This window comes from Synechococcus sp. UW86, assembly GCF_900474085.1.
Taxonomy (GTDB): domain Bacteria; phylum Cyanobacteriota; class Cyanobacteriia; order PCC-6307; family Cyanobiaceae; genus Parasynechococcus.
This window is the reverse complement of record NZ_UCNU01000010.1, coordinates 99,999-125,889: the sequence shown is the minus strand read 5'-3', so window position 1 is coordinate 125,889 and position 25,891 is coordinate 99,999. Positions and strand designations below refer to the sequence as shown.

The following is a 25,891-nucleotide window of genomic DNA, read 5'->3' as shown; positions in this document are numbered from 1 at the left end:
GGGGCGATCAGGTGAGGAACCAGCTCACCGCGGTGAGGAAAAGAACGATGGCCAGGAGCACCGTCAGCACGTACGACTGGCTCTGGCCGCTGACGCTGAGCTTGAGGCTGTCGGCACTGGCCAGGGAGAAGCGCGCCACTCCATTGAGAAGACCATCCACCACATTTCGGTCGAACCAGGAGGCCAGGCGAGAGAAGCCAGCCACCACGTTGACGATGGTGAGGCGATAGAAGCGCTCGGTGTAGAAGTCGTAGGCAAGCAGGTCCTGCCACCAGCGCAGCACAGGATTCAGCGAGCGGGACCAGGCCTTGCTCAGGGGGAGAACGGCGCCAGCGAGCAGGCCCAACAGTCCGCTTCCCACCACCAGAGCTGCTGCCCAGAGGGGGAAGGCCAACAAACCATCGAGCGACTCAAGCCGCACCAGCAACAGCGGAGTGATCAGCACGATCACGGTGAGCGCCACCATCGGGAACGCCATCTGCCAGTTCACCTCGGCAGCCCGGCGGGACTTGATCAGGGAATTCCCCATGAACACATGGCGGAACACCCGCACCAGACCCATGGCGGTGAGTGCGTTGGTGAGCAGGAACACCGCCATGAACGGCACCGAGCGCACGCTCAGCAGCTCAATCGACTGGGCCAGGGCCAGGAAGCCACCCAGGGGCAGGAAGCCCACCAGACCAGCACCACCCACAAGAAACGCCGTGGTGGTAGCCGGCATGCGGCTGCCCAATCCCCCCAGCTCGGTGATGTCCTGACAGTTGGTGGAGGCAATCACGCCGCCAATGCTCATCGACAGCAGCGCCTTGGACACGGCATGGGTGAACAGCAGCAACAAGGCCAGAACAGGGATCTGCAGCGCAATGGCGATGAAGACAAGGCCCATGTGGGCCGTTGTGGAATACGACAGCGTGCGTTTGATGTCCACCTGAGCCAGGGCCACCAAAGAGCCACCGATCGCACTGATGCTGCCGATCACAAGCATCACGCCGATGGCGATGGGCGAGAGCTGAAGGATCGGCATCACCTTCAGCAGCACGATGGCGCCGCAGGTCACCACCACCGAGTTCCTCAGAATCGAAGCAGGGTTCGGACCCTCCATGGCTTCGTCCAGCCAGAGGTGCATGGGGAACTGGGCGCATTTGCCCGTTGGGCCTGCAACCAGGCCCAAACCCAACAGCGTTGCCGCCAAGGGAGAGAGGGTGTCTTGAGCCGCCCAGGCGTAGAGGTCGTTGAACCCCATCACCCCGGAATAGCTGCAGAGCGCCACCACACCCATCAGCAGCAGCACATCACCAACGCGCTTGGTGAGGAAGGCATCCCGGGCTGCTGTGACCACCAGGGGTTGGGCATACCAGAAACCCACCAATAAATAAGTGGAGAGCGTCAGCATCTCCAGCAGGAAATAGCTCTGGAACAGGGAGTCGCTGAGCACGACGCCACTCATCGCACCCTCGAAAAAACCAAGCAGGGCAAAGAAGCGGGCCAACGCCCATTCCTTGTCCATGTAGCCCAAGGAATACACCTGCGACAGCAAGCTGAGGCCCGTGATCAGTTCCAGGGCCACCAGGTTGGTGAGCGACAGGCTAAAGCTGATGTTCAGCTCCAGATCAGCCACGCTGAGCCAGGGGAAGGCCAGATCCACCGGCCCTGATTGGTACACCTCCTGCAGGATCAGGCTTCCGTGGGCGAAGGCCAGCAGGGTGAGAAGAATGTTGAGGTAGGCCGCCGGTCGATGGGCATCTCGGCGGAACCAGCCACAGGCCCAAGGGAGAGAAACCAGCATCCCGATGAACCCATAGAGCGGGATCAACCAGGCGGTCTGGATGGGAAGCGAAAGCTCCGGGGTCAAAACGGCGAGCGGGATGGTGATCGAGCTGGTCGCTGGTTGGCCGGCGAATCTAGGAGCCGGTCAGGAGCAAAAGGGCTCTTTGTGAACGGCTGTGAGGAGGCTTTTATGCAATCAGCTGCGGCGAGCTGCACCACTGCCGGCCAACACCGGCTCCACCTCTTTATGAGGACGGGCAATGATGTGAGCAGCGACGAGGCCGTCGCCCACGCGCTCGCAGGCATCGGCACCGGCACGCACAGCGGCATTCACTGCACCGGTTTCGCCACGCACCATCACCGTGACGTAGCCACCACCCACGTACTCACGGCAGATCAGGCTCACCTCAGCAGCCTTGGTCATCGCATCGGCTGCCTCAATGGCAGGAACCATGCCGCGGGTTTCGATCATGCCCAATGCCACACCGGGAACGATGGGGGAAGGGGTGGCAGCGGGCTTGGTCACGGCTGAGCCGCCTCCGGATCCGGTGTTGGAAGCGCTGCTGCGACGCGTTGTGGTGGACGCGCGACGGGTGGTTGAAGCAGGAGCTGCCTTGGCGGGAGTCGACGCGGGAGCAGGAGTGCTGGCCACAGGCTTCACGTCCACAGTCTTGTTCGCCGCGGCGGTGCTGCGGGTGGTGCGACGACGGGGGGTGGGGGAAGGAGTGGCCATGGATTGGTAGGTGTGGAAGCGGAACGGAAACGGCGGAGGGAAGTGAAGGATCCCTATCCGTCCGGATTCCAGAAATCGATGATGCCACCGATGGTGAGATCGGTGAGAACGGTGTTGTCAGGGCAGGCATGCCGGGCAGCCGAACCGCTGGCGGTGAACACCCAGTTGCCCTCACGGGCACCCACGGGATCAACAGCCACCAGCTTCTTGCCCTTGTTGTTCTTGAGAATGCGCAGGTGCATGTGATCCAGACCGGCAACCCGGTAGGAGCAGACCAGCGTTCCCATCACCTGCATGATCTCCATCAGCTGGCCTTGCCTCCCGCGGGTTTGCTGGGGCTGGGGGATGAAGAGGGGGCGGAGGTCTTCGGGGGGTCGGGTTCCCAGTGGTCAATGATCCCCACGATCGTGAGGTCACTGGGATACGACTTGCTGCCGGCGGCTTCACGGGCGGCCGAGCTGCTGACGCAGATCACCCAGTCTCCAGGTTTCGCACCCACCGCATCGACGGCCACCTTCTTGGTGCTGCCATCCAGAACCACCTGGAGGTGTTTGTGCTCGAAATCGGGAATCCGGTTGGTGGAAACGAGCGGCTTGACGACCTTGACGATGAGCATGATCAGTGAGCCTCCGGAAGTTGCGGGTCGAGCGTGGAACCGACGACCTCGGCCGGAGCCGTTTGGTTGCGGTCGCGAATGGTGAGACAAGTGTGGAGCAGACCCTCATCAACGAGAGCTGCGTAGCGATCAGCGATGGCCTGGTTCACCCGTTGGCAATCAGCGATGGCCCGTTCCCGAGCACCGGGCACGCGGCCGGAATAGTCGAAACGCACCACAACCGGAATCGGCAGATCCCGGGACACATTCAGACCCTTGAAAATTTTCACGCCCACATCGAGATCGGGGGCGCCCTCCTCGACGGTGTCGAGGTGAGCGAAATACGTGAGGTTGCGCAGATGCACCTCTTTAAAACCAATGCCAACGCCAATGAAACGCTCGGCGTGCCCGGCATCCGGGTAGGTGCCCCCGTGAAGATCCTGCACGTAGTCGATCTGGGAGAAGTTATTGGCGAGCAAACGGGTCAGGAACGACACCATCCCGGCATCCATGGGGCCAGGAGCAGAGCTCTCAACGGCTTCAGCAATCTGTGCCATGGCTTGATCGGCACTCATCGATGCCGTGGCGGCATGCAGTTCCCTGGCGCAGAGCCAACGGTCGAGCACCATTTCGCTGTCACGGCTTGGGGGATGCACCCGGATGGCATCGGTGTCGGTGTCGAGGCCGATCAGCAGAAGATCAACGGAGGCACCGCAACAGAAGCTGTTTTCCACCGACTCACGGAAATCGAGCAGGCGTTGATGACCCGCCGCTGCCGCCAGTTCGTCATTGCTGCCATGGGCAGCGCAGCCCTGATGGGAGGGATCGAGAGAACTGAAGTGGTACGTCACCACCTTCAGGTAACGGGTCGGTTCCGTGGAGGGATTGGGTGAACCTTCGCGGTAGCGACGGTGCTCGGTTTTGACCCAGCGGTTCACCGTGTTCTCCACATCGAACATGGCGCCAGCGTGGGAACGGCGACGCACAGCGCTGAAGGGAATGCGCAGGGCATAGGCCACGGTATGAGCCAACCGACCATCGGCACAGGGCGTCAGGTCGAGCAGATGGATCCCACAGTCGAGCAGGAACTGTTCGAACTCCCGGGAGGCAGCACTGCCCGTACCGGCATCCAGAGGATCGTCCTGGAAGAAGCGGTCACTGAACAGTCGGTGGCTTTCGAACACACACCATGCGAACAGGGCGCGCATGTCGAGGGGGCGAACCCAGGCCCGCTGCAGGATGTGATCCGGCAGATCAAAGCCGAGTTCGGCCCGGCACAACCGCTGGGCCTGGGGAATGAAATCGGTTTCGTGCTGAAGCGCTGAAACCTGCTGCAGCAGGGGAACAATCCGATCAAAGCGCCCCTTGATCTCCTGCTCATAGGCCTGAAGACGGGCATTCGACGCTGCATCCGTCAACGGATGGCGCCGGTGGGTGATCGGGAGAGAGCTGCGGCTCAGATTGACAGGAACCGCCCGGGTGGCTGCCTTTTCACGGCGGACCCAGCCTGGCTGAGTGGGAGCGGGACGCTGAACGTCCTTGCTGGAGCGAATCCGACCACCACCAACCGGGGCGCCGCCCAGTTGAGCGGCCTTGCCCGCGGTGGTGAGGGCACGGCGCCGATCCAGAGCGGCCTTGCGGGTGGAGGACTCCACGTCAGACGTGGTCTGAATGGAATCAGACGTTGTAGCCAGCTGTTGAAGCTGACGACGGGTGGGTGCCGAGGGGGCCTGAGGTCGCCCGCCACGGAGAGGCTTGGAGCGAACCATCAATGGATCAGCCCCGTGCGCCGCCGGAGACGGTGATCAGGGAACCTTTCGCGGTGTTGCCGCTGGAACCGGTCACACGGCTCACAGGCCATTCGTTCTCCTCGTTGCGCTTGCGCTCGAAGGGAGACATGGCACTCATTGGGCCAGGACGGCTGGGATTACGACGGCGGGCCGAAGCACCCTCAGTACCGGTCACGTGTTCACCACGATCCCAGTCATCACCAGTGATCTTGGTGGAGGAGCCCTCGCCGGTCACCCGGGATGCAGGCTTCTCGGAAGGCTCGCTGACCACAGCCACGGTGGGCTGGAACTGGCGCTGCTGACGGTTCTGGAACTCGCGGTTGTCGAAGCGGAACTGCTCGGTACCGGTCACCTTGCCGCCAGCCATGTCAAAAGGGCCGGTGATGCGATTCCCCTGCTCATAGGAGGTACCCGTCACACCGGACGCGGCCTCACGTTGCTGCTGAGCAGCACGGGCTGGAGACACCACGCTGAAGCGGGTCCAGGCGGCACCCTCAGGAGCTTGGCCGTGGGTGTCGGTGCCAGCAGGAGCGTCAGCGCCGCAGGCAGCGGCCAACTGATCAGCACCCACGTAAGGCGTGCCGGTGACGGCTTCACAAGCACCACGCTTGTCGCCGGTCATCACACCACCCACACCAGGCTGGATGCCGGTCATGGCAGCGGAAGGGGTGCCGACACGCACAGGCGTGCGCTCACGGATGGCCTGAACTGCAGGGGTGCCGCAGTGCTGGCCGGCCTGCTCAAGACCTGCATAGGGGGTGCCGGTAACAGCCTGGCAGCTGCCGGGCTCATCGCCAGTCACGTTCTCTGAACGGCCCGTACGGGTGCCGCTCACAACCTGGTTGCGGTTGGTGACGCTGAAACCCACTTTGGCTGCTTCGGGTTCGGGCTTGGAACCACAGAAGGCATTCACCTGCTCGGCACTGATGTATTGATCACCCGTCACGCGGTGGCAGGAGCCGAACTCATCGCCGGTTACCTGAGCCGAACGGCCCACCATGGTGCCGGTCACACCAGTGCCGGAGAGAGTTCCGGAAAGGCCCACCTTGGCGGCAGGACGACCTTCGGACAGGGGATCTGAGCCGAGGTACTGATCGCCGGTGAGGCTGCGGTTGGCACCGGCTTCATCGCCAGTGACGCTGGCGGAGCGACCCACCATCACACCACTCACAGGACGGCCCTGTTCGGTGAGGCTGTGGCCCACCTTGCGCGGGGAGGTCAGCCCACCACCGCAGTAGGCAGCGGACTGGTTGGCGGAGATGTACTCGGTGCCGGTCACGCTCTTGCAGGTGCCGGGCTCATCGCCGGTGACCTTTTCGGAACGGCCGACTTCATTGCCGGTGACGCGGTTGCCGTGGCTGGTGGCGGTGACGCGCACCTTGGCCGGAGTGGTGGCAGCGGGAGCGGTCTGGCAGAAGGTCTGGAAGACTTCGGCGCCCAGGTACTCGGTACCGGTGATCGAACGGCAGGTGCTGGCCTCGTTACCGGTGGTTTTCACCGAGCGGTTGGCCTGGGTGCCGGTCACGGTCTGGCCGCTTGTGGTGGTGCTTTCACCCACCTTCCAGTGGGCATCAGCGGCAGCGGCTTGCTTGGCGCCGTGGCGGTTGGGACCGGTGGGGCGAGTCACACCAGCGCTTTGCTTGTTGCGAGCACCGGCCTTGGTGCGCAGCTCACGCACCTGTTGGGCCAACTCACGGCTGGTGAGGTCAGGGTTGGCCTGACGGGCAACGGCTGCTGCGCTGGTGGGTTGCTTGCCAGCGGTTTTGCCGTGCTTCGACATGGCATCACGACGGGCCAACACCAGCGCGCGGCTGGGGTTCTCGATGGCACGACGCTTGGGAGTGGCCGAACGGCGCTCGGTGCGGGCAGACAACTTGGGAGCCGGTGCACTGAGGGAAGCCTTTTCAGCGGCACGCTTACCACCGCAGCCACAGCTCTTTGTGGTTTCAGCACGTGCAGCTGCAGGAGCAGCGGCCTGGGTCTGACGGGCAACATCAGCGCGGTTGCGATCGCGGCTGGTGTCGGCGGTCTTACCGCGGCGGGACAGGGCATCACGACGGGCGAGCACCAATTCGCGGCTTGGATCGCGATGCGGCTTGACCTGGGAGCTGCGGTTTGCAGGAGCAGCTGTGAAGGATGTGGCCCGCTGCGGAGCTACAGCAGCGGGGGTGGCAGGTGCAGAGGCAGGCTCAGCAGCTGCGGCCGCGTTGGTGCGGGTGGGACGGGCATCAGCAACGGTGCGAACACGGTTGGCGCCATCACCAGCCGCTACCGAGGACTTCTTACCGGAAGTGGTCAGCGCCTTGCGGCGTTCAAGTGCGAGTTCGCGACTGGAGAGTCTTGCCATGTCCGCCCGAGGATGTCGTCGTGAAGTGGAAGGGCACTTGCCCCTCCGGAAAAAGCTGGAGCCCTGATCAGGTCAGGGCTCGGAACCAAGGGTTCGAAGGATCAGCGTCCTTCGAAGACCACGAAGCAGGCACCCTGGCTCTGGGTGTAGGCGTCGTAACCGACGATGCGCACGTGGTGGTCGGGGTATGCGCGGTGGCAAGCCTCGAGCTCACTGACAACGACGTTCAGATCCTTCTCACCGAAGAAGGGGAGCTTCCAATACGACCAGTAGGTGGCCATGGAGTTGCTGGGGTGGACGTGCTCGACGAGCGGGCTCCAACCCTGGGCAATGATGTAGGCGATCTGGTCGTAGATCTCGTCCTGGGTCATCGGCGGGAGGAAGCCGAAGGTCTCCAGGGTGGCGACTGTTTGATAGTCACCCACGGTGCTCTGGAAAGGCATGGGGATCCTGGGTGTAAGAAAAAGGGGTGGCCGGTTGCATCAACCGGCCGTTGAGACGATCAGTTCTGGACGTCGAGCTTGTCGACGGTGTCGAACTCGAACTTGATCTCCTTCCAGGTCTCGAGGGCGATGGCCAGCTCGGGGCTGTGCTTCGCGGCTTCCGTGAGGATGTCGCGGCTCTCTTTCTCGAGATGACGGCCGGCGTTGCGTGCCTTGACGCAGGCCTCGAGGGCCACACGGTTGGCAGCAGCACCTGCAGCGGAGCCCCAGGGGTGACCGTGGGTACCACCACCGAACTGAAGAACGGAGTCGTCGCCGAAGATGGTGACCAGGGCGGGCATGTGCCACACGTGGATACCGCCGGAAGCAACGGCGAACACGCCAGGCATGGAACCCCAGTCCTGATCGAAGAAGTTGCCGCGGCTGCGGTCTTCGGGCACGAAGGATTCGCGCAGCTGGTCGATGTAGCCGAGGGTGGTCTGACGATCACCTTCCAGCTTGCCGACCACGGTGCCGGTGTGGAGCTGGTCACCACCGGACAGACGCAGACACTTGGCGAGAACGCGGAAGTGGATGCCGTGCTTGGGGTGACGGTCGATCACCGCGTGCATGGCGCGGTGGATGTGCAGCAACATGCCGTTCTTGCGGCACCACTTCGACAGACCGGTGTTGGCCGTGAAGCCACCGGTGATGAAGTCGTGCATGATGATCGGCATGCCGAGTTCCTTGGCGAACTCAGCGCGCTCGTACATCTCCTCGGGAGTGTTGGCGGTCACGTTGAGGTAGTGACCCTTGCGCTCGCCGGTCTCCTGCTCGGACAGCTTGATGGCTTCCGCAACGAATTCGAAGCGGTTCTGCCAACGCTGGAAGGGCTGGGAGTTGATGTTCTCGTCGTCCTTGGTGAAGTCCAGACCGCCGCGCAGGCACTCATAGACAACACGGCCGTAGTTCTTACCGCTCAGGCCGAGCTTCGGCTTGATGGTGCAACCCAGCAGAGGACGGCCGTACTTGTTCATCCGGTCGCGCTCGACCTGGATGCCGTTCGGCGGGCCGTAGCAGCTCTTGATGAACGCCATCGGGAAGCGGATGTCTTCCAGACGGAGGTGGCGCAGAGCCTTGAAACCAAACACGTTGCCGACCAGGGAGGTCAGAACGTTGGTGATGGAACCCTCTTCGAACAGGTCGAGGGGGTAGGCGATGAAGGCATAGAAAGACTCCTTGTCCCCAGGGACGTCTTCGATGCGGTAGCAACGGCCCTTGTAGAAGTCGAGATCGGTGAGGAGCTCGGACCACACAGTGGACCAGGTGCCGGTGGAGGATTCAGCAGCCACAGCAGCGGCAACTTCTTCCTTGGGCACACCTTCTTGGCCAGTGCACTTGAAGCAGGCCAGCAGGTCGGTGTCGAGGGGGACGTAATCAGGAGTCCAGTAGGTATCCCTGTACTCCTTGACCCCAGCGTCGTACTTCTTGCTCATGGGAAAACTCCGTTAGGTCGGTGAAGAGATTGAGACGTTCGCGTGCCTCGTCAGAGGCTCAGCGGAAGATCTCAGTCCTTCTGACCAAGGAAGTTGCCGTTGCCCAGTGCAGGCTCCACTTCGCGGTGGGGGCGGGCAATGATGTGAGCGGCGACCAGGCCGTCACCGACGCGCTCGCAAGCGTCAGCGCCAGCGCGCACAGCAGCGTTGACAGCGCCAGTTTCGCCGCGAACCAGAACGGTGACGTAGCCGCCGCCGACGAACTCACGACCGATCAGGCGCACTTCGGCAGCCTTGGTCATGGCATCAGCTGCCTCGATGGCGGGGACCAGACCGCGGGTCTCGATCATGCCGAGGGCGATGCCCATGGTTTCGTTAGCCATTGCCTACCGGGAGAAGGGATGGAATGTTCGCTGGGGACATTGCTTCGCCAGAACCCTTCCCGTCAAGCGATTTGGACGACTTTCTCGATCACTGTCCATAGTGAACCAAATAAGCCGGGCTTATCACCCTGTGCCTCACTGTTCCGGTCTGCTGTGGTGGTACGTGTGATCACATCCCCACAAGACGTTGTCGGCACCGGTGAAGCTCCATAGATTCACATTGCGTCACCTTCCCAAAGCCTTGCTGCGGGGTGGAATGTTCAACCCAAATGGGTGTCGCTGGGTCGAATTCAGAGATTGTTAGCTCCTAGCCCCAACCAGCCCGCACAATGGAAGCCCTCTTTTGATAGCCCTCCTTGGCGCTTCAGCTCACCATTGCCACGGGCAACCCGATCAAGGTTGCCGAAATCGAGGCCATGCTGGGACCGCTTCCTCTGGACGTGCAGCGTCAACCTGCCGATCTGGACGTTGAAGAGACGGGAAGCACCTACCGCGATAACGCTGAGCTGAAAGCCAGCGCTGCAGCCCTGCGCACCGGTTGCTGGGCCTTGGCCGACGATTCAGGGCTTGAGGTGGATGCCCTTCAAGGGGCACCGGGTCTGTATTCCGCCCGCTACGCCGAGGGAAACGACGCCAAGGTGCAGCGGATCCTGGAGGAGCTGGTGGGATCGCCTTATCGGAGTGCCTGTTTCCGCAGCACGATGGTGTTGTGTGATCCCTCCGGCAGCTGTCGTGCCGCCGCGGAGGGCATTTGCTGGGGCGAACTCCTGAGTGCCCCGGCCTACGCCGGCGGCGGATTCGAATCCCTGCTTTGGGTGCGGGAAGCCCGTTGCACCTACGGCGAACTGAATGCGGCTCAGCTCAGCCGCCTCGGCAGCCGCGGGAAGGCAGCGCGAGCTCTGGCACCCCAGATGCGTGAGCTGCTGAACCTGAGCTAACCCGAACTGATCTGAGCGCTCAGCGCAGCCTTGCGTTGCTGTTGATGTGGTCGATGGCGCGCATCGCCGCCGCGGCCGCTTCTTCCACATCACCTTCCCGTCCCGCCAGGGTGAGACGTCCGAAAGCACCCACCGCTTTCACGTCCACCAAGGTGATGTTGGAGGCTTTTTCTGCTTCGTTGGCAGCGATCAAGACGTATCCGGCCGGCTCCGTCTCCAGAATGAACATGCTCATCCCGGCTTCAATCATTGAGCCGCGTCGGTTCTGCCGGTTGATCAGCACGGCATGGTCGGGCGTAATCGCCCGGATCACCTCCGTCCAGCTCACATCAGCTGGAGAACGCTGATCGATGGTGCTCCCGATCGCTTCCAGCACCACATCTCCGGAATGGAGCACCGTGCTCTGGTCGCGGTGATAGAGGGCCATCGAGCCGAACGCCCGCTCCACCACCATCTGGCCGAGACGAACGTTGCTTGCCTTCAGGGCGATGTCCGTCACCCGGTGCACCGCCATGCCCGGTGACACCTCCATCCAGAGGCAGGCATCTCCTGGGATGGGCAGAAATCCCTGGCTCACCGAACCCATGTAGGCCGCGAGTTGCGGCTGTAGCGAGTCGATGAAGACGTGGGTGCGCAGTTCGATCGACTGCACATGGCTGTTCTGCCGCAACAGCCTGGGCGACTCCGAATCCGTTGTGACAACACAGCTCGCCCCCCCCTGCTGGGGGGTCACCTCAGTGCCGGTGACGAGAGCACTACCGCCGCGTCGCCGCTCCCGAGCATCGAAGCTGGCAAAACGGGTCATGGCGGGGAGTGTACCGGACGAATTCAGCTCAAACGGGCCAATAAAGAGTTAGAGCCTGCGGTCTTGCGCCTTGAAAAACAGCCGATAACTTCCGGAGAACCCCTCTAGAGATCTTGCAATGACTGAGCAGTCTTCTTTAAAGCCAGTGGATCTCAACGCTGATCAAGCCCTTGGGATGGTGAGCTTCGGCCTGATGCAACGGCTTGCGCAGGATGGCCAGGTGGATCTGCCCTGGCTGGAGGCATCAGGAAACGCAGACAGTGAGCGTCTGCGCCAGCTGCGTCAACGGCTGGAACTGACGTCGTTGGCCATCGAAACCGGTGCGCCCCTCACCACCGCGGAGGTGAGCATGCTGTTGGGGGCCCGCCCTGGAACGGAAAAGGTGGAACGCGGTGGCCTTATCGCCCGCCGGGTCAGCCGCAACGTCTGGCGCTTGAGCAAAGCAGAGGAGAGCGATCGCTCCGATCGCTACGACGGATTCCGCCGCCGCCTTTGAACTCAAGCCAGGGCCTGCCTGGCCGGAGCGATCCCAAAGAGTTTGAGCGACATTTCCACTCCTCAGCGGATTTTTTCGCAGCTTGGAGAGGTTGATCATCAAGGGAGCGGCCGATGGCCGGGCCAACGCTGCTGAAGGAGTCGGGGCCGCGCGAGGTGTTCTGCGGCCTCACCTCGATTGTGTGGCTGCATCGGCGCATGCCCGATGCCTTTTTTCTTGTGGTTGGGTCACGCACCTGCGCCCATCTGATCCAGAGCGCCGCAGGGGTGATGATTTTTGCCGAGCCCCGTTTCGGCACAGCCATTCTCAGCGAGCGGGATCTGGCTGGCCTCGCCGATGCCCACGACGAACTCGACCGGGTCTGCAGGGAACTGCTGCAACGCCGCCCCGAGATCCGCACGCTGTTTCTGGTGGGGTCCTGCCCCAGCGAAGTGATCAAGCTGGATTTGGCCCGGGCCGCCGAACGACTCAACGACGAGCTGTCCGGCCGAGTGCGGGTGGTGAACTACTCCGGCAGCGGCATTGAAACCACGTTCACCCAGGGGGAAGACGGGGCGCTGGCGGCCTTGGTGCCCCTGCTCCCCGCCAGCGATGAGCGTCAGTTGCTGCTGGTGGGAACCCTCGCTGATGCTGTTGAAGACAGGCAGATGCACCTGTTCCAGCGGATGGGCATCGAGACGATTCGGAGCCTGCCGCCACGGCAATCGACCGACCTGCCCGCCGTGGGACCGGGAACCACGGTGCTGCTGACCCAACCCTTTCTCACGGAAACTGCGCGCCTGCTCAGCGACCGCGGTGCGACGGTGCTCACGGCTCCCTTCCCGCTGGGGGCCGAGGGAAGTCGCCGCTGGATGGAGGCTGCTGCTGCTGCCTTCCATCTGCCTGATGAACGGGTCGCTGCTGTGCTCGATCCGTTGATGGAGCGCGCCCAGAGCGCCCTGGCCCGCCATCGCGCCGTGCTGGAGGGCAAGCGGATCTTCCTGCTTCCCGAATCCCAGCTGGAACTGCCCCTGGCCCGGTTTCTGCAACGGGAATGCGGCATGGAACTGGTGGAGGTGGGCACGCCTTATCTGAACCGCGAACAGATGGCTGCCGAGCTGGCCTTGCTCCCCGATGACGTCCCCGTGATGGAGGGGCAACACGTGGAGCAGCAACTGGACCGGGTTCGCGCCAGCCAGCCCGACCTGGTGGTGTGCGGGATGGGCCTGGCCAATCCGCTGGAGGCCGAAGGCATCGCCACCAAATGGTCGATCGAACTGGTGTTCAGCCCGATCCACGGCATCGACCAGGCCGGCGACCTAGCGGAACTGTTTTCGCGGCCGTTGCGTCGCCGGCAACTGATTCGACCTGGCCTCCACCCCAGCAGCCCCGACCCAACCGTGCACGCCTGATCCCATGCAACTCACGCTCTGGACCTACGAAGGGCCACCCCATGTGGGGGCCATGCGCATTGCCGCCTCCATGCGCGGCGTTCATTACGTGCTCCATGCCCCCCAGGGGGACACCTATGCCGATCTGCTGTTCACGATGATTGAGCGGCGCGGACAGCGTCCGCCCGTCACCTACACCACCTTTCAGGCCCGGGATCTCGGCGGGGACACCGCCGAACTGGTGAAACGGCATGTGCGTGAAGCGGTGGATCGCTTCCAACCCGATGCCCTGCTGGTGGGGGAAAGCTGCACCGCGGAGTTGATTCAGGATCAGCCCGGTGCCCTGGCCCAGGGCATGGGGCTCACCATGCCGGTGGTGAGTCTGGAGCTGCCGGCCTACAGCAAAAAGGAGAACTGGGGAGCCGCAGAAACCTTCTACCAACTGGTGCGCAACCTGCTGAAGGAGCAGGCGCCAGCCAACAGCCAGCACGACCCCAGGGCATGGCAACACCAGGGCCGCCGGCCCCGGGTGAACCTGTTGGGCCCCTCCCTGCTGGGCTTCCGCTGCCGGGACGATGTGCTGGAGGTGCAGAAACTGCTCACCCTGCACGGCATCGATGTAGGCGTGGTGGCACCGCTAGGGGCAGGCGTGGAGGATCTGCAGCGGATCCCCGATGCCGATCTCAACGTCTGCCTCTATCCGGAAGTGGCTCAATCCAGCTGCAGCTGGCTGGAGCGCAATTTCGGCATGCCCTTCAGCCGAACGGTGCCGATTGGCGTGGGTGCCACCCACGATTTCCTCGTCGAAGTGCACGAAATGCTGGGGATGGAGCCCCCCGCCTCCGACGAGGGCTACCGGCGCTCACGCCTGCCCTGGTATTCGGAATCCGTGGACTCCACGTACCTCACGGGCAAGCGGGTGTTCATCTTTGGCGACGGCAGTCACGCCCTCGCCGCAGCCAGGATCTGCAGCGAGGAACTGGGTTTCACGGTGGTGGGGCTAGGCACCTACAGCCGTGAAATGGCCCGGCCCGTGCGGGCCGCCGCCAAAGCCCTGGGCCTGGAGGCCCTGATCAGTGACGACTACCTGGCAGTGGAAGCGGCCATGGCCGAAGCGGCACCGGAACTGGTGCTGGGAACCCAGATGGAGCGCCACAGCGCCAAGCGGCTGGGGATTCCCTGCGCGGTGATCAGCACGCCAATGCACGTGCAGGACGTGCCCGCCCGAATGAGCCCCCAGATGGGCTGGGAAGGGGCCAACGTGATCTTCGACGACTGGGTGCACCCGCTGATGATGGGCCTGGAGGAACACCTGATCGGCATGTTCCGCCACGACTTCGAATTCGTGGATGGGCACCAGAGCCACCTGGGCCATGCCGGTGGTGCCGGCGCCGCCGACAGTTCCGGCTTAAGTGATGTTCCAGGGGAGGGCGATGGCGCTCTGCAGTGGACGGCCGATGGGGAAGCCGAGCTGAAGAAGATCCCCTTCTTCGTACGGGGAAAGGTGCGACGCAACACGGAGGCTTACGCCCGCGACGTGGGCTGCAGAGAGATCAGCAGTGAAACGCTGTATGACGCTAAAGCCCACTTCAAGGCATGAGCATTTGCACTCATTTCTTTTTATTTAGTTGAAAGAAATTCTGCTTTTGCGCCTCAGTCCAGAGTCAGATCTTTCATTTCTTGGTGAAAACCAACCACTGCACATCTGCTGCTGTTGAATGAAATCGACTTCTCTCGCACAGGTCGCTGCATGACCACAACTCTGACGCGACCGGCGGACGGCGAAGGCAGCGTGCAGGTCCACCAGGACCCGGCACTTAACATCCAGGAAGAGACCCTGGTGATCGCCGTTTATGGCAAAGGAGGGATCGGCAAATCGACCACCTCCTCGAACCTTTCAGCCGCCTTCTCCAAGCTGGGCAAGCGGGTGCTGCAGATCGGTTGCGACCCCAAGCACGACAGCACCTTCACCCTGACCCACAAGATGGTGCCGACGGTGATCGACATCCTCGAGGAGGTGGACTTCCACAGCGAGGAGCTGCGGCCTGAGGATTTCGTCTTCACCGGCTTCAACGGCGTCCAGTGCGTTGAGAGCGGTGGCCCACCGGCAGGCACGGGCTGCGGTGGCTACGTGACCGGGCAGACCGTGAAGCTGCTCAAGGAGCACCATCTGCTTGAAGACACCGATGTGGTGATCTTCGATGTGCTCGGCGATGTGGTGTGTGGTGGTTTCGCCGCCCCGCTGCAGCACGCCAATTACTGCCTGATCGTGACGGCCAACGATTTCGATTCAATCTTCGCGATGAATCGCATCGTTCAGGCGATTCAAGCCAAGGCCAAAAACTACAAGGTGCGGTTAGGCGGCGTCGTCGCGAACCGATCCGCCGACACAGATCAAATCGACAAGTTCAACGAACGCACCGGCCTGCGCACCATGGCCCACTTCAGGGATGTTGATGCCATCCGGCGTTCTCGACTGAAGAAATGCACCATCTTTGAGATGGATGACGACGATGAAGCCGTCCAAGCTGTGCGGAACGAATATCTGCGGCTGGCCCAGAACATGCTCGACAAGGTGGAGCCGCTCGAGGCCACATCCCTCAAAGACCGCGAAATCTTCGACCTGCTGGGATTCGATTGATCCTCACTTGATCAACAAAGCCATCAACAAAGTCCTGGCCGCTGCCACCGGGGCCTTGTTGTGATGAGCTCAGCTCAAAGGCCAACGAGTTTCATCGACAGCTCCCACACCCGGCGGGCTGTTTCTGGATCAGTGGCCTTGTCGGAGAGTTCCTGGCTGAACTGCTGTCCATCCTTCTTCTGGCGGTTGCCCCAGCTCCAGTGCACCCCGGATTCGGCGAAGTCGGGATTGGCCACCACATCAGCCACCCGTTCCCCCGCCAGGGCCTGGGAGACGTAGCCGCCGGTGATGTTTTTCTGAAACCAGGGGAAGATCGTCTGGAAGGCCTTGGGGGTGTTGCGGAACAACGGTGTGTCCGCCACACAGCCCGGGTAGAGCGACGTGAAGGTGATCCCCGTGTCCCCGTGAAGACGGCGATGCAGCTCCTGGGTGGTGATCATGTTGCAGAGCTTGCTGTCTTTGTAGGCCTTGCCGGGCTTGAACGGCTTGCCACTGGCCATGGTGACGGGGTCTTTGAACCCGGCTTCAAAACCAGAAAGGTCCCCCAGATCTGCCGGCGCAGGGATCGGAATCTTGCCCCCCAGCTCTTTGGAGTTCGCCGTCACGGTGCCCAGGATCACCACCCGCTTGGAGGGATGAGTGGAGGCCTTGAGCCGACCCAAGAGCAGCTGCACCAGCAGGAAATGGCCGAAATGGTTGGTGGCCATCGAGATTTCATAGCCCTGGGGCGAACGCTCCGGCTGCTTCAGCTTCGGCTTGTACACGGCTGCATTGCAGACCACGGCATCCACGCGCTCGGGCAAGGCATCCACCGCCCGACGCACACTGTCGAGATCACCCAGATCCATCAACACGTGCTTGAGACGCTCCTTGGGGAGGTCCAACTCGTCGGCAGCCGCCGCGGCCCGCTGCGGGCTGCGGTTCGCCGTGATCACCGTCCAACCCCGCTTCACCAAGGCGCAGGTGGCATTCAGGCCCACACCGGAGGTGGTGCCGGTGATCAGAACGGTGCCGGGCGTGGACATCAAGACAGGGCCAGGAAGGCTGTCAGTCTGCCGGTCAGCACTCAATCCCAACGCCGCTGGTCACGAATCTCAGCGCCAGATCACGCGCAGACGATTGGGGGCGATCCACTGATCCTGCTCGCTGATCAGACGCTTCTCTCCACCGATGCTGAACAGACGATCGAAGCGTTGTTGCAGCGTTTCCAATTTCGCCGACTCAATCGACACGACCGCCGCGATTTCACTGTGGCGATCCATGCGTTCCTGATAGGCCACGGACAGACGGATCAGGCTCACAGCGCCCAACAGAACAAGCCCCGCCTTGGCCGCCAAGGCGAGAAGGCTGCACTGCAGTTCTTGTTGGTCGGTCTGCCGCTGAATCGCCGCAGCCATGCTGGCTGCATCCGTGCGGGGAGCTGATCTTTGAACCTGACTGGCGGTCACCGCATCAGCACGAACATCCGCTTGTAACGCAATCCGTTCGCAGTGCCAAGACCAGCTCTACGCCCGTTGATCTGGGCTGCCTTTGAAATCAGGCCTCGTAAAGGCTGATGGAGAGACGCAGGGCCAGAACAGCGGCATGGGCAGCCACCACGAGGGCAATGAACACCTCAGGTGCAGACAGAACGGTTTCCATGGGAGCCATGCATCAAACGGTCCCATTCTTCTCTGAGGGAAGGTCTGCAGGCCATCATTCGCAAAGGCCTGTCACACCAGCCCATGGATCCGGTTCTGATCGATGCCCCTGCTATCCGCGCCTTGGATCTACGGCCGCTGGAGATCTGGAGCACTCAGCCGCTGGATGCACTGCTGAGCCAGGGACCGGTGCTCGAGCTTCGTTTCGATTGGCCCCGGGCGCAGGATGACCCACGCGAACTGCCGGAATGCCCCGAGCCTCGGCTCTGGGCCCTGCGGGCCGATGCGCGCTACCCCTGGCTGCCGCTCTTGCTTGAACGCGACCAGGGCAGCCTGATTCGCCATGTGGCCCTGGTGGTGCCCCACAGTTTCAGCCGCAGCGAAGGCCTGCGTTTTGACCCGGAAGCCTTGGAGCTCTGGGTGACGCATCGATTGATGCAGTTGGACGACCTCTGTCAGCGAGAGCTCGGACGCCCGATGCGGGGCAACCTCTCCCAGATGGCCGCAGCCCTGGGCTATGAGCTGGATTCGGGATTTTGGAACCTGTTGGGCTGACCAGTCAGCCCAGCCAAAGCTGCAGGGCCCGCCTGGAGCTGTCGATTGCCAGGATGATGGCGAGCCCCCGCAGACAGCGCACCAGCAGGGCCGCATCAAACTGATCGAGCCGGCTGGCCGTCCACTGCGCAGCGATCGCCGCCACAGCCCCCAGCAGCAGGCCCATCAGAGGAACGCCGCGTCCTTCATGCAGGAACTGGAGGGATGCTGCGCTGGCCGAGCAGAGCACCGCCACCGTGCTCAGCCGCACGGCCTGATGAATCGGCACAGACATCGGACCGCTCATCAGGGGCACCATCACCAGCCCCCCGCCCAGGCCCAACATCCCAGCGGTCCAGCCGGCGATGCAGCCCACACCCGCCAACTGCGGAGCGCTGCCGTCATCAACGTCATCATTGGCATCCGCCTCGGGCCGTTCGCGAACGCAGAACGCCAGCACGATGTACATCAGCGTCTGCATCGCCAGCAGAATCCAGCCCGCTGCCAAACCGGCCAAACCACCGAACAGCAGTGCCGAGCCAAAGGCCGCCAAGCCGATGGCGAGTCCAGGCCGGGTCGGCAGCCGGCCCTGGCGCAGATGGGTGATGGTGCCCGCCAAAGCCGTGGGCACAATGGCGAAACTGCTGGTGGCCAGGGCCTGATGGGGCGGGAGATCAAGCCAGAGCAGGAGCGGGGCAAAGATCAAGCCACCGCCGATCCCCAACAGCCCAGCCAAGCCCCCGGCCAGCAGGCCCAGGGCGATCAGGATCGGCACATCCCACCAGGGCACCATGGCGTGCGATCGATGCTTCCCTCCAGCATGCCCGCAACCGGGCGTTTGCTCCCCACCCAGCAAGCGGATGGACACACCCAGATGGCTTTGGATGCCTGGCTTCTGAAGCGCAGCAACGGTCCGGTTCTGCGTTTTTACCGCTGGGATGGGCCCTGGCTCTCGCTCGGACGCCATCAACGCCACTGGCCTGAGCACTGGAATGAGCTGGCCCGCGGGGGCCGCATCAGCCTGGTGCGACGCCCGAGCGGAGGTCGGGCCGTGCTTCACGCCGGCGGTCTCACCTATGCCTTGATCTGGCCGGATGCACCCCGGCGACGCCAGGAGGCTTACCGCCAGGCCTGCCAGTGGTTGATCGATGGCTTCCAGGATCTCGGGCTACCGCTGCACTTCGGTTCCGATCCGGCGGGTGCTGAAGCAAACAACTGTTTCGCCTCGGCAACGGTGGCCGACCTGGTGGATCCGTCCGGCGTCAAACGGGTCGGTAGCGCCCAGCGCTGGCAGAACGGTCGCCTGCTTCAACACGGTGAAATCCTGCTGGATCCCCCTGCTGAGCTCTGGGAGGAGGTGTTTGAGGAAGCGGCTCCAGCGGCGGCTCCAGCCCGGATCAACCGGCTGGAGCTGGATCAGCGACTGCGCCAGAGCCTGGTTCAATCCTGGAGCCATTGCCGGTGGCAGATGCAGCCTCTGAAGGCTGAGGAAGTTCAGGAGTTCGAGGTCGAGCTGGCGTCCGGCTCTGCGCTCTGAGCCTGCATCGACTGCACCATCTGGGGAAGCATCGCCAAACCCAGGGGGTATCCATTGCGCTTGCGCGCCTCGTCGAGGATCGTGGGGGGCAGGGTCACCCCGAGCCGCTTCAGCACCGCATCGCCCACATCCATGCGGTCGAGGGTGCCGGAAGGAAGGCCCGCAGCACTCATTACCAACAGGCGTCCCTGGGAGGCCGCCTCCAGGGCCGGCACCGCCTCCACCAGGGGAGCCGAACTGGCGATGGACGGCAGTTCAGTGAGGGGGCGCAGATGATCCTCGAGGCGCTGTTGGTCCCATTGCTGCACCGGCAGCAGTTTCAAGGGCTGATCATCAATCCAACCCACCCAACGGCCGCTCTTGCAGACGAGCACCCAATCGGCAGGTCCCTCCTCCTCGCTGGCGGTCAGCCGCAGCTGACTGAGGCGCCGCAAAGTTTGATCCGCCTCCAGCACGCGGAAACGCTTGCCGGCCGCAGCCTCCACCTTCAACTCCCGCAGCACCGTCTGCAACTGCAGCATCTGGGTCTGACTGCGGTTGGCACTCAGGCCGAACCAACCGATCAACATCAGCAGGAGGCCGTTGAGCCCCCAGCCCTGCCAGAGCAGAACACCACCCAACAGGATCATCAGCATCGACAAAGCCCGTCCGGACGCCGATGCCACCTGAACGCCTTTCTGCTGACTGCCGCTCAGTTGCCAGACCAAGGCCTTGAGGATCAGCCCGCCATCCAGGGGCAGCCCGGGCAGGAGATTGAACAAGCCGAGCATCAAGTTGAGCAAACCCACCTGGCTCAACAACTGTGTGGCCAAGGGCTGGGTGTCCGAAAGGGATGCAGCCACCGCCAGCATCCCGAAGGCCAACACCAAACTCACGATCGGGCCAGCAGCCGCAATGCGCAGATTGCCCATGGCGGTGGGGCATTCCTTCTCCACCCGCGCGATGCCGCCCAGATGAAACAGGGTGATGCTCAACACCTTCACCCCTTCTCGCAGGGCCATCACGGCATGGCCCAATTCATGCAGCAGCACGGAGCTGAACAGCAACAAGGTGGTCAGCAATCCCAGCCCCCAACTCGCCGTTATCGAGGCCGTGGTCGCGTAGCGGGACTGAAACAACGTGGTGAAGATCGCCACGGCAAACAACCAGCTGGGCTGAAGCCGCAGGGGAATTCCGCCAATCTTGAGCACCTGCCAGCCCTCTCCCACCGCCAATCCTGTCGTGTGCCGCTGCTGCGGACTGTCATCCACGATCCTAGGGAGAGCAACCCATGCAGACCTTGCGTGATCCCCTCCCCACTCCAGACCTCAAGATCTGTGGGATCACCGACCCCGAGCAGGCTCAAGCCATCGCACAGATGGGGGTGCAGGCGATTGGCGTGATCGGCGTTCCCGCCACCCCACGCTTTGTGGAACCAGCCCAGCGCAGGGCCTTGTTCCAGCTGCTGGAACATCAGCACCCCCAGCTGCATCGCGTTTGGGTTGTGGCCGATCCCGACGATGCCGCCCTCGAGGAAGCGCTCAACGGTGCTGGGCAGCCCTCCGTGGTGCAGCTGCACGGCAGCGAGTCAGACGAACGCTGCCAACACCTGAAACAGCGCTACCCCAGGCAGCAGTGGTGGAAAGCATTGCGGGTGCGTGAACCCGACGATCTCAAGCAGCTCGAGCAGTACGCGCCGCATGTGGATGCTCTGCTGCTCGATGCCTGGAACGCGGATCAACTGGGCGGCACCGGGCACCGGATCCCCCTTGATTGGCTGGCCGAAACCGAGGTGTCGGTGCCGTGGTGGCTGGCGGGAGGAGTGAGTGCCGAGTGGGTTCCAGAACTGCTCAGTCGCGTCAGACCTCAGGGACTCGATGCCTCCAGTCGGCTGGAGGAACGACCTGGATGGAAAAACCTCGACAAGGTTCAAGCCCTTGTCGAGGCTGTGAGGTCGAGACTGTGAAATCGAGGAGTTGAGAGAGCGTTGAATCGCGGCTGATCAGGTGCTGAGCAGCGCTTCCTGCTGACGCACCAGCTCAAAGAACTCCTGCTTGAGGCTGGGGTCGTGGCGGAAATCGCCGCGCACAACGGAGTTCACCATGCTGGTTTGGGGCTCTTTCACCCCACGCCACTTCATGCAGTAGTGCTGCGCCTTGATGATGATGCCGAGACCCTGAGGCTCACAGAGCTTCTCGATTTCATCGGCAAGGATCATCACAGCCTCTTCCTGGATGTGAGGGCGGGAGAAGACCCAGTCAGCCACGCGGGTGAATTTGGAGAGACCGATCACCCGGGCACCAGGTTTGATCCCGATCCAGCAGTTGCCCATGATCGGCACCAGGTGGTGTGAACAGGCGGAACGAACCGTGATCGGGCCAACGGTGTAGATCTCATCCAGCTGTTTCACATTGGGGAAGCTGGCCACCTTGGGCTGCTGGTGGTAGCGCCCCTTGAACACCTCCTGGAGGTACATCTTGGCGACGCGCTCCGCCGTCTCATGGGTGTTGTGGTCGTTATCGATATCGATCACGAGGCTGCGCAGCAGGTCGCGAACCTTGTCTGCAACTTCAACCTGAAGCTGATCCAGCTCACCCGGCTGGAGGTGATCAGCGATGTTGTCGTTCGCCAGGAAGGAAGCACCCGCTTCCCTCAGGCGCTCACGGATGCGCGCAGAAATCTGGGGATTCAAGCTGCCATTGCCGTTGCCGTTGGCGACGCCGTTGGAAACGAAAGGGACTGTGGAGGTCATGGTGTTCGTTCAGAAGGCGCCGGCGGCCGGCATAAGGGTGAGGTCTTCGATCAACTGGTTGCTGGGTTGCAACGCCAGATTCGCCAGTGTTTCTGCCGCCTGATCGACAGAGAGCATGGCACGACGATCGAAATCGCTTTGTACGGTTTCCGCGTCCCACAGTGGTGTGTTCACGGCCCCAAGAGTGAGGGTGCAGGCACGAATGCCATTGCTCTGTTCCTCTTCCGCCAGGCAGCGGGTGAAGCTGGCCAAGGCAGCTTTACTGACGCAATACGCCCCCCATTGAGGGAAGGCATTACGGGCGGCGTGGCTGCTGATGTTGATCACCAGTCCGCCGTTCTCACGCATAGCGGGAACAACAGCAGAACAAACCTGCATCACGCTGGTGACATTCAGCTGTAGCAGCCATTGCCAACGCTCAATCGGCATGGCCAATAGATCGCCGGTGTAGGCCGCACCCGCGTTGTTGATCAACACGGAAGGGGTCTCACCCTGCAGCAACAAGCCAGCCATCGCAGCTGCGATGCCATCGGGATGCGTCAGGTCGATGGCGGCAGAGGCCACAGAAACACCTTTGGTGCTGAGCTGAGCACCCAGCTGCTCCAGTTGATCAGCGCTGCGGGCGGTGAGCAGCAAATCCCATCCTTGATGAGCCAGAAGCTCAGCAGTTCGGCGACCTATGCCTCGACTCGCACCTGTGATTAGAGCCGTTGGCAAAAACCGTTAGCAAACCGCGACACTTTAAGCGGCTTTGTCGACATCCTGTGACGTTTTTTCGAGGAACCGTCCCATGGCTCTGAATTTGGAGTAACGGGCCTCGCGCAGTTGCTGTTCCGAAAGGCTCAGCAGTTGGTCGAGGTGACGCTCGATTGCCGCCCGCAGGTTTTCTCCGGCCTCCAATGGTGCCCAGTTGTTGCCGCCGGAGGGCTCCTCTAGCACCTCATCCACCACCCCAAGCTCCAGCAAGTCGCGGCCGGTGATCCTCAAGGCTGCCGCCGCATCAGGCGCTTTGGCCGCATCACGCCAGAGGATGGAGGCGCAGGCCTCAGGGCTGGCCACCGTGTAGACGCTGTGCTCGAACATCAGCAAGCGATCGGCCACCCCGATGCCCAAGGCACCGCCGGATCCCCCTTCACCGATCACGGTGGCGATCACCGGAACACGCAAGCGGAACATCTCCCGCAGGTTGACGGCGATCGCTTCACCCTGGCCCTGCTCTTCAGCCTCAAGGCCGGCATAGGCCCCGGGGGTATCGATGAACGTGAGAATCGGCAAGCGGAAGCGATCGGCATGATCCATCAACCGCATGGCTTTGCGGTATCCACCCGGAGCGGCCATCCCGAAATTGCGGGCGACGTTCTCTTTGGTGTCGCGGCCTTTCTGATGGCCGATCAACATCACGGGTCGATCGCCCACCCGGCCGACACCGCCGATCAAGGCCTGATCGTCATTACCGCGACGATCGCCGTGCAGTTCAACCCAGTCGTCGCAGAACATCTGGATGAAATCCAGCGTGCTTGGACGCTGCGGATGACGGGCGACCTGAATTTTCTGAGCGGGAGTCAGCCCCTGAAAGATCTCCTGACGCCGACGGGCCGCGAGGCTTTCCAGTTGCTGCAGTTGCTGCGAGACGTCGACTTCCGAATCTCTGGCCAGCTGACGGATCTGCTCAATCTGCTGCTCCAGCTCGACGAGCGGTTTTTCGAACTCAAGCAGGGGGCGACGGGGCATGGCTCTAGCTCTTCGAAGGTCAGGCAGCAGTGGCCTGCAGGTTGGGTTGAAGGTTCAAGGTGCTGAACCCATGGCGCACCGATGCCGCACCGATGAAATCCATCTTCTCGAGGGTGATGTTGTTGCGCCCCCAGCTGAAGTTGGTGTGGCAGCGCTCAAACTCGAGCAGCATGGCTTCGGCAAAGCAGGCAAACATCTGGCGCTGCGGCCGCTCCATCTCGGCGATAGCCATCATCGACCAGCCGATGTCACGGCAGAACTCAACGATTCCACCCTTGAGAACGTGGATGCCACCACCGGCAACCTTCGTATCAAGGTTCTTGGGGTAGCCCCCATCAATCATCAGACAGGGCTTCTTGAGGCTGTCTTGATCGATCTCAAGGGTGCGGGGCATGCTTGCCACCCAGACGACCACATCGGCCTCAGGCAAGGCCTCATCGAGGGACAGAATCCGGCCACCGCCCAGTTCCTGCTGAAGATCAAGCAGCGGTTGCTGCTGACGCGCCACCAGCAGGAGCTCACCAACTCCGGTACGTGCCTGCAGCCAACGGCAGACGGCAGAGCCGATATCGCCAGTGGCACCAACGACGGCCACCTTGGCTTTGCTGAGATCGATCCCGAGACTTGGAGCGTTGTTCTCCACCTGACGGCAGATCACCCAGGCCGTGTGGGTGTTTCCGGTGGTGAACCGCTGCCAATCCAGGGTGGTGCTCCGGACTGTCTGGTGCTGGAGCAGGTTGAAATTCTCGAAAATGATCGAGGTGAAGCCACCCAGGGCAGTGATGTTGATGCCCTTCTTCTGGGCGAGTTCCATCGCGTTCAGAACCTTGCGCCGGGCCGTCTTGAAGCGGCTCAGCATCTCGGGCACAAAGCAGGAGTCGATGTAGGCACCCTCAATGGTTGTGCCCACGGGACTGGTGACTTGCACGTGCTCAACGAGCTGCGGGGGTGCACTGCACCACACATCAAGATCACCGTCGGCGATGTGATCGAACCCGAGTTCCATCGCCTTGCGGCGAGCAGCCTCAAAACTCGTTGAATGTCCGATCAGACCAAACATGTCTTACCGCTGACGTCTCAGAGAACACCTCGAACAACCATGCTCCCATGGCAACCGGTATCGACGGCAACGTGCCTGTCGATAAACCGGCGTTGGATCAGGCCCTGAAATGGGTCAGATAGCAAGCGCTGCTGCGGCCATGCGGGCGATGTCGCGGGAAGTGAAACCGATTTCACCCAAAGCTTCCTGGTAGGCGATCAGGAAGTCTTCGATCAGGTCTTCCTTCTCCATGTGAAGGACAGCAGCATCAGCAGCCACGTCTTCCAGCATGGAGCGAATCAGGGGAAGGTTGGCTTTGTTGGCCTCGAACAGCTCGTCCTTGCTGGCCTCGAAGTTGGCCTTCAGCCATTCCTGGCCGTAATTGAGGTGGGTGTATTCGTCCTTCACCACACCCTCGGTGATTTTGCGGGCGAAGGGATCGGCCACAGGGATATAGATGTGATAAGCCGAAATGGCGAATGCCTCGATCAGCAGAGCCTGAATCAGCAGGCAGGTGACCACCTTGCCCTCCTTGAGAGCGGCCTGAAAATTGCCGTGAAGGGGTTCGAAAAACTTCTTGGCGAAGGGAAGATCGGCTTCAACCCCGAGGTTGCGTCCGCAGGAGGTGAAGCCCTTCATATGCTTCATTTCCATCCGTGCCAGACGCTTGAGCTCCTCGGCCTGCTCGGGGATCAACGTGCCCAAAGAAATGTAGTTGTCGTGGGCTTCCTGTTCGCCCTCGATCACGATGGCGTTGATCCGGCTATAGGCGTCTTTGTAGGCCTCAGTTGTGAAATCGGGCAGTGAGTCCTGGCCCTCCAGCACGGGTGCTTCAGGTGCATTGAGGGTCGTCATAGGACGCTGTCCACCACATTCAGTGGGACCGACAATAACCA

28 protein-coding genes are annotated in these 25,891 nt (G+C 62.3%); 8 read left to right on the top strand and 20 right to left on the bottom strand.

The features are described from left to right. Positions 1 to 7 precede the first annotated feature (7 nt). The 9 genes from DXY04_RS05905 to DXY04_RS05865 form a co-directional block, all read right to left on the bottom strand. Positions 8 to 1,852, bottom strand: a complete 1,845-nt coding sequence (locus DXY04_RS05905) for an NAD(P)H-quinone oxidoreductase subunit F (RefSeq protein ID WP_115161380.1) — start codon at positions 1,850 to 1,852, stop codon at positions 8 to 10. A gap of 111 nt (positions 1,853 to 1,963) precedes the next feature. Further along, positions 1,964 to 2,500 carry a BMC domain-containing protein gene (locus tag DXY04_RS12600; protein ID WP_114988511.1) on the bottom strand — a complete coding sequence of 179 codons (537 nt, stop codon included), beginning with the start codon at positions 2,498 to 2,500 and terminating at the stop codon, positions 1,964 to 1,966. Positions 2,501 to 2,553: 53 nt separating this feature from the next. Continuing rightward, complete coding sequence (locus DXY04_RS05895; protein WP_011363752.1) at positions 2,554 to 2,805, bottom strand: carboxysome peptide B; 252 nt, start codon at positions 2,803 to 2,805, stop codon at positions 2,554 to 2,556. Continuing rightward, the gene (locus DXY04_RS05890) at positions 2,805 to 3,116 is read right to left on the bottom strand and encodes a carboxysome peptide A (protein WP_115161379.1); all 312 of its coding nucleotides are present in this window, start codon (positions 3,114 to 3,116) and stop codon (positions 2,805 to 2,807) included. The genes DXY04_RS05895 and DXY04_RS05890 overlap by 1 nt, the downstream gene beginning before the upstream one ends. 2 nt (positions 3,117 to 3,118) lie before the next feature. After that, entirely contained in the window at positions 3,119 to 4,864 is a 1,746-nt protein-coding gene (locus DXY04_RS05885; protein ID WP_115161378.1) for a carboxysome shell carbonic anhydrase, read from the bottom strand. 7 nt (positions 4,865 to 4,871) lie between these two features. Beyond that, the gene (locus DXY04_RS05880) at positions 4,872 to 7,232 is read right to left on the bottom strand and encodes a CsoS2 family carboxysome shell protein (RefSeq protein ID WP_115161377.1); all 2,361 of its coding nucleotides are present in this window, start codon (positions 7,230 to 7,232) and stop codon (positions 4,872 to 4,874) included. A 101-nt stretch (positions 7,233 to 7,333) separates the two neighbouring features. Beyond that, on the bottom strand, positions 7,334 to 7,675 hold the full coding sequence (locus tag DXY04_RS05875) for a ribulose bisphosphate carboxylase small subunit (protein WP_006043651.1): 342 nt from the start codon (positions 7,673 to 7,675) through the stop codon (positions 7,334 to 7,336). A gap of 59 nt (positions 7,676 to 7,734) precedes the next feature. Beyond that, the gene (locus DXY04_RS05870) at positions 7,735 to 9,150 is read right to left on the bottom strand and encodes a form I ribulose bisphosphate carboxylase large subunit (RefSeq protein ID WP_011363747.1); all 1,416 of its coding nucleotides are present in this window, start codon (positions 9,148 to 9,150) and stop codon (positions 7,735 to 7,737) included. Positions 9,151 to 9,221: 71 nt separating this feature from the next. After that, positions 9,222 to 9,533: a BMC domain-containing protein gene (locus DXY04_RS05865; protein WP_006169870.1), complete on the bottom strand. Its 312-nt coding sequence runs from the start codon at positions 9,531 to 9,533 to the stop codon at positions 9,222 to 9,224. 356 nt (positions 9,534 to 9,889) lie between these two features. Here DXY04_RS05865 and DXY04_RS05860 point away from each other — a divergent pair, with 356 nt between their 5' ends. After that, the gene (locus tag DXY04_RS05860; protein WP_115161376.1) at positions 9,890 to 10,471 is read left to right on the top strand and encodes a non-canonical purine NTP pyrophosphatase; all 582 of its coding nucleotides are present in this window, start codon (positions 9,890 to 9,892) and stop codon (positions 10,469 to 10,471) included. A 19-nt stretch (positions 10,472 to 10,490) separates the two neighbouring features. Here DXY04_RS05860 and DXY04_RS05855 read toward each other — a convergent pair whose 3' ends face one another. Further along, on the bottom strand, positions 10,491 to 11,276 hold the full coding sequence (locus DXY04_RS05855) for a BMC domain-containing protein (protein WP_115008700.1): 786 nt from the start codon (positions 11,274 to 11,276) through the stop codon (positions 10,491 to 10,493). A 118-nt stretch (positions 11,277 to 11,394) separates the two neighbouring features. Between DXY04_RS05855 and DXY04_RS05850 the strand changes: the two genes are divergently transcribed. The 4 genes from DXY04_RS05850 to bchL all read left to right on the top strand — a co-directional run bounded on the left by DXY04_RS05850 (position 11,395) and on the right by bchL (position 15,783). Beyond that, on the top strand, positions 11,395 to 11,772 hold the full coding sequence (locus DXY04_RS05850) for a hypothetical protein (RefSeq protein ID WP_115161375.1): 378 nt from the start codon (positions 11,395 to 11,397) through the stop codon (positions 11,770 to 11,772). Positions 11,773 to 11,885: 113 nt separating this feature from the next. Beyond that, positions 11,886 to 13,163 (top strand): ferredoxin:protochlorophyllide reductase (ATP-dependent) subunit N, encoded by a 1,278-nt coding sequence (locus DXY04_RS05845; protein WP_115161374.1) that lies wholly within the window; start codon positions 11,886 to 11,888, stop codon positions 13,161 to 13,163. 4 nt (positions 13,164 to 13,167) lie between these two features. After that, the gene (locus DXY04_RS05840; protein ID WP_115161373.1) at positions 13,168 to 14,742 is read left to right on the top strand and encodes a ferredoxin:protochlorophyllide reductase (ATP-dependent) subunit B; all 1,575 of its coding nucleotides are present in this window, start codon (positions 13,168 to 13,170) and stop codon (positions 14,740 to 14,742) included. Between the two features lie 150 nt (positions 14,743 to 14,892). Further along, entirely contained in the window at positions 14,893 to 15,783 is an 891-nt protein-coding gene (gene bchL, locus DXY04_RS05835) for a ferredoxin:protochlorophyllide reductase (ATP-dependent) iron-sulfur ATP-binding protein (protein ID WP_115161372.1), read from the top strand. 74 nt (positions 15,784 to 15,857) lie between these two features. On the opposite strand, the gene DXY04_RS05830 is transcribed toward bchL, so the two are convergent. The 3 genes from DXY04_RS05830 to psaM all read right to left on the bottom strand — a co-directional run bounded on the left by DXY04_RS05830 (position 15,858) and on the right by psaM (position 17,424). Next, positions 15,858 to 16,808, bottom strand: coding sequence for a protochlorophyllide reductase (locus DXY04_RS05830; protein WP_115161475.1), 951 nt, complete (start codon positions 16,806 to 16,808; stop codon positions 15,858 to 15,860). A gap of 69 nt (positions 16,809 to 16,877) precedes the next feature. Continuing rightward, positions 16,878 to 17,180 (bottom strand): hypothetical protein, encoded by a 303-nt coding sequence (locus DXY04_RS05825; protein ID WP_115161474.1) that lies wholly within the window; start codon positions 17,178 to 17,180, stop codon positions 16,878 to 16,880. Positions 17,181 to 17,319: 139 nt separating this feature from the next. Next, positions 17,320 to 17,424: a photosystem I reaction center subunit XII gene (gene psaM / locus DXY04_RS05820; RefSeq protein WP_025362433.1), complete on the bottom strand. Its 105-nt coding sequence runs from the start codon at positions 17,422 to 17,424 to the stop codon at positions 17,320 to 17,322. Between the two features lie 83 nt (positions 17,425 to 17,507). Here psaM and DXY04_RS05815 point away from each other — a divergent pair, with 83 nt between their 5' ends. After that, positions 17,508 to 17,978, top strand: coding sequence for a CRR6 family NdhI maturation factor (locus DXY04_RS05815; protein WP_115161371.1), 471 nt, complete (start codon positions 17,508 to 17,510; stop codon positions 17,976 to 17,978). 4 nt (positions 17,979 to 17,982) lie between these two features. On the opposite strand, the gene DXY04_RS05810 is transcribed toward DXY04_RS05815, so the two are convergent. After that, entirely contained in the window at positions 17,983 to 18,750 is a 768-nt protein-coding gene (locus DXY04_RS05810) for a sulfite exporter TauE/SafE family protein (RefSeq protein ID WP_115161370.1), read from the bottom strand. Positions 18,751 to 18,777: 27 nt separating this feature from the next. On the opposite strand from DXY04_RS05810, the gene DXY04_RS05805 reads away from it, so the two are divergent. Continuing rightward, positions 18,778 to 19,494, top strand: coding sequence for a lipoate--protein ligase family protein (locus tag DXY04_RS05805; RefSeq protein WP_115161473.1), 717 nt, complete (start codon positions 18,778 to 18,780; stop codon positions 19,492 to 19,494). Here the strand turns inward: DXY04_RS05805 and DXY04_RS05800 are convergent. Next, positions 19,452 to 20,702: a site-2 protease family protein gene (locus DXY04_RS05800; protein WP_115161472.1), complete on the bottom strand. Its 1,251-nt coding sequence runs from the start codon at positions 20,700 to 20,702 to the stop codon at positions 19,452 to 19,454. The two genes, DXY04_RS05805 and DXY04_RS05800, sit on opposite strands and share 43 nt — an antisense overlap. Positions 20,703 to 20,764: 62 nt before the next feature. Between DXY04_RS05800 and DXY04_RS05795 the strand changes: the two genes are divergently transcribed. Continuing rightward, positions 20,765 to 21,439 (top strand): phosphoribosylanthranilate isomerase, encoded by a 675-nt coding sequence (locus DXY04_RS05795; protein WP_115161369.1) that lies wholly within the window; start codon positions 20,765 to 20,767, stop codon positions 21,437 to 21,439. A gap of 36 nt (positions 21,440 to 21,475) precedes the next feature. Here the strand turns inward: DXY04_RS05795 and folE are convergent, their stop codons facing one another. The 5 genes from folE to DXY04_RS05770 form a co-directional block, all read right to left on the bottom strand. Next, a complete protein-coding gene (folE, locus tag DXY04_RS05790) occupies positions 21,476 to 22,225 on the bottom strand; it encodes a GTP cyclohydrolase I (RefSeq protein WP_011363732.1) in 750 nt (249 codons plus the stop codon). A 9-nt stretch (positions 22,226 to 22,234) separates the two neighbouring features. Next, positions 22,235 to 22,942 carry an SDR family oxidoreductase gene (locus DXY04_RS05785; RefSeq protein WP_115161368.1) on the bottom strand — a complete coding sequence of 236 codons (708 nt, stop codon included), beginning with the start codon at positions 22,940 to 22,942 and terminating at the stop codon, positions 22,235 to 22,237. Between the two features lie 24 nt (positions 22,943 to 22,966). After that, positions 22,967 to 23,956 (bottom strand): acetyl-CoA carboxylase carboxyltransferase subunit alpha, encoded by a 990-nt coding sequence (locus DXY04_RS05780; protein WP_114988525.1) that lies wholly within the window; start codon positions 23,954 to 23,956, stop codon positions 22,967 to 22,969. 19 nt (positions 23,957 to 23,975) lie between these two features. Continuing rightward, on the bottom strand, positions 23,976 to 25,016 hold the full coding sequence (locus tag DXY04_RS05775; protein WP_115161367.1) for a long-chain acyl-[acyl-carrier-protein] reductase: 1,041 nt from the start codon (positions 25,014 to 25,016) through the stop codon (positions 23,976 to 23,978). Positions 25,017 to 25,130: 114 nt separating this feature from the next. Next, positions 25,131 to 25,850: an aldehyde oxygenase (deformylating) gene (locus DXY04_RS05770; protein WP_115161366.1), complete on the bottom strand. Its 720-nt coding sequence runs from the start codon at positions 25,848 to 25,850 to the stop codon at positions 25,131 to 25,133. Between the last annotated feature and the right edge of the window lie 41 nt (positions 25,851 to 25,891).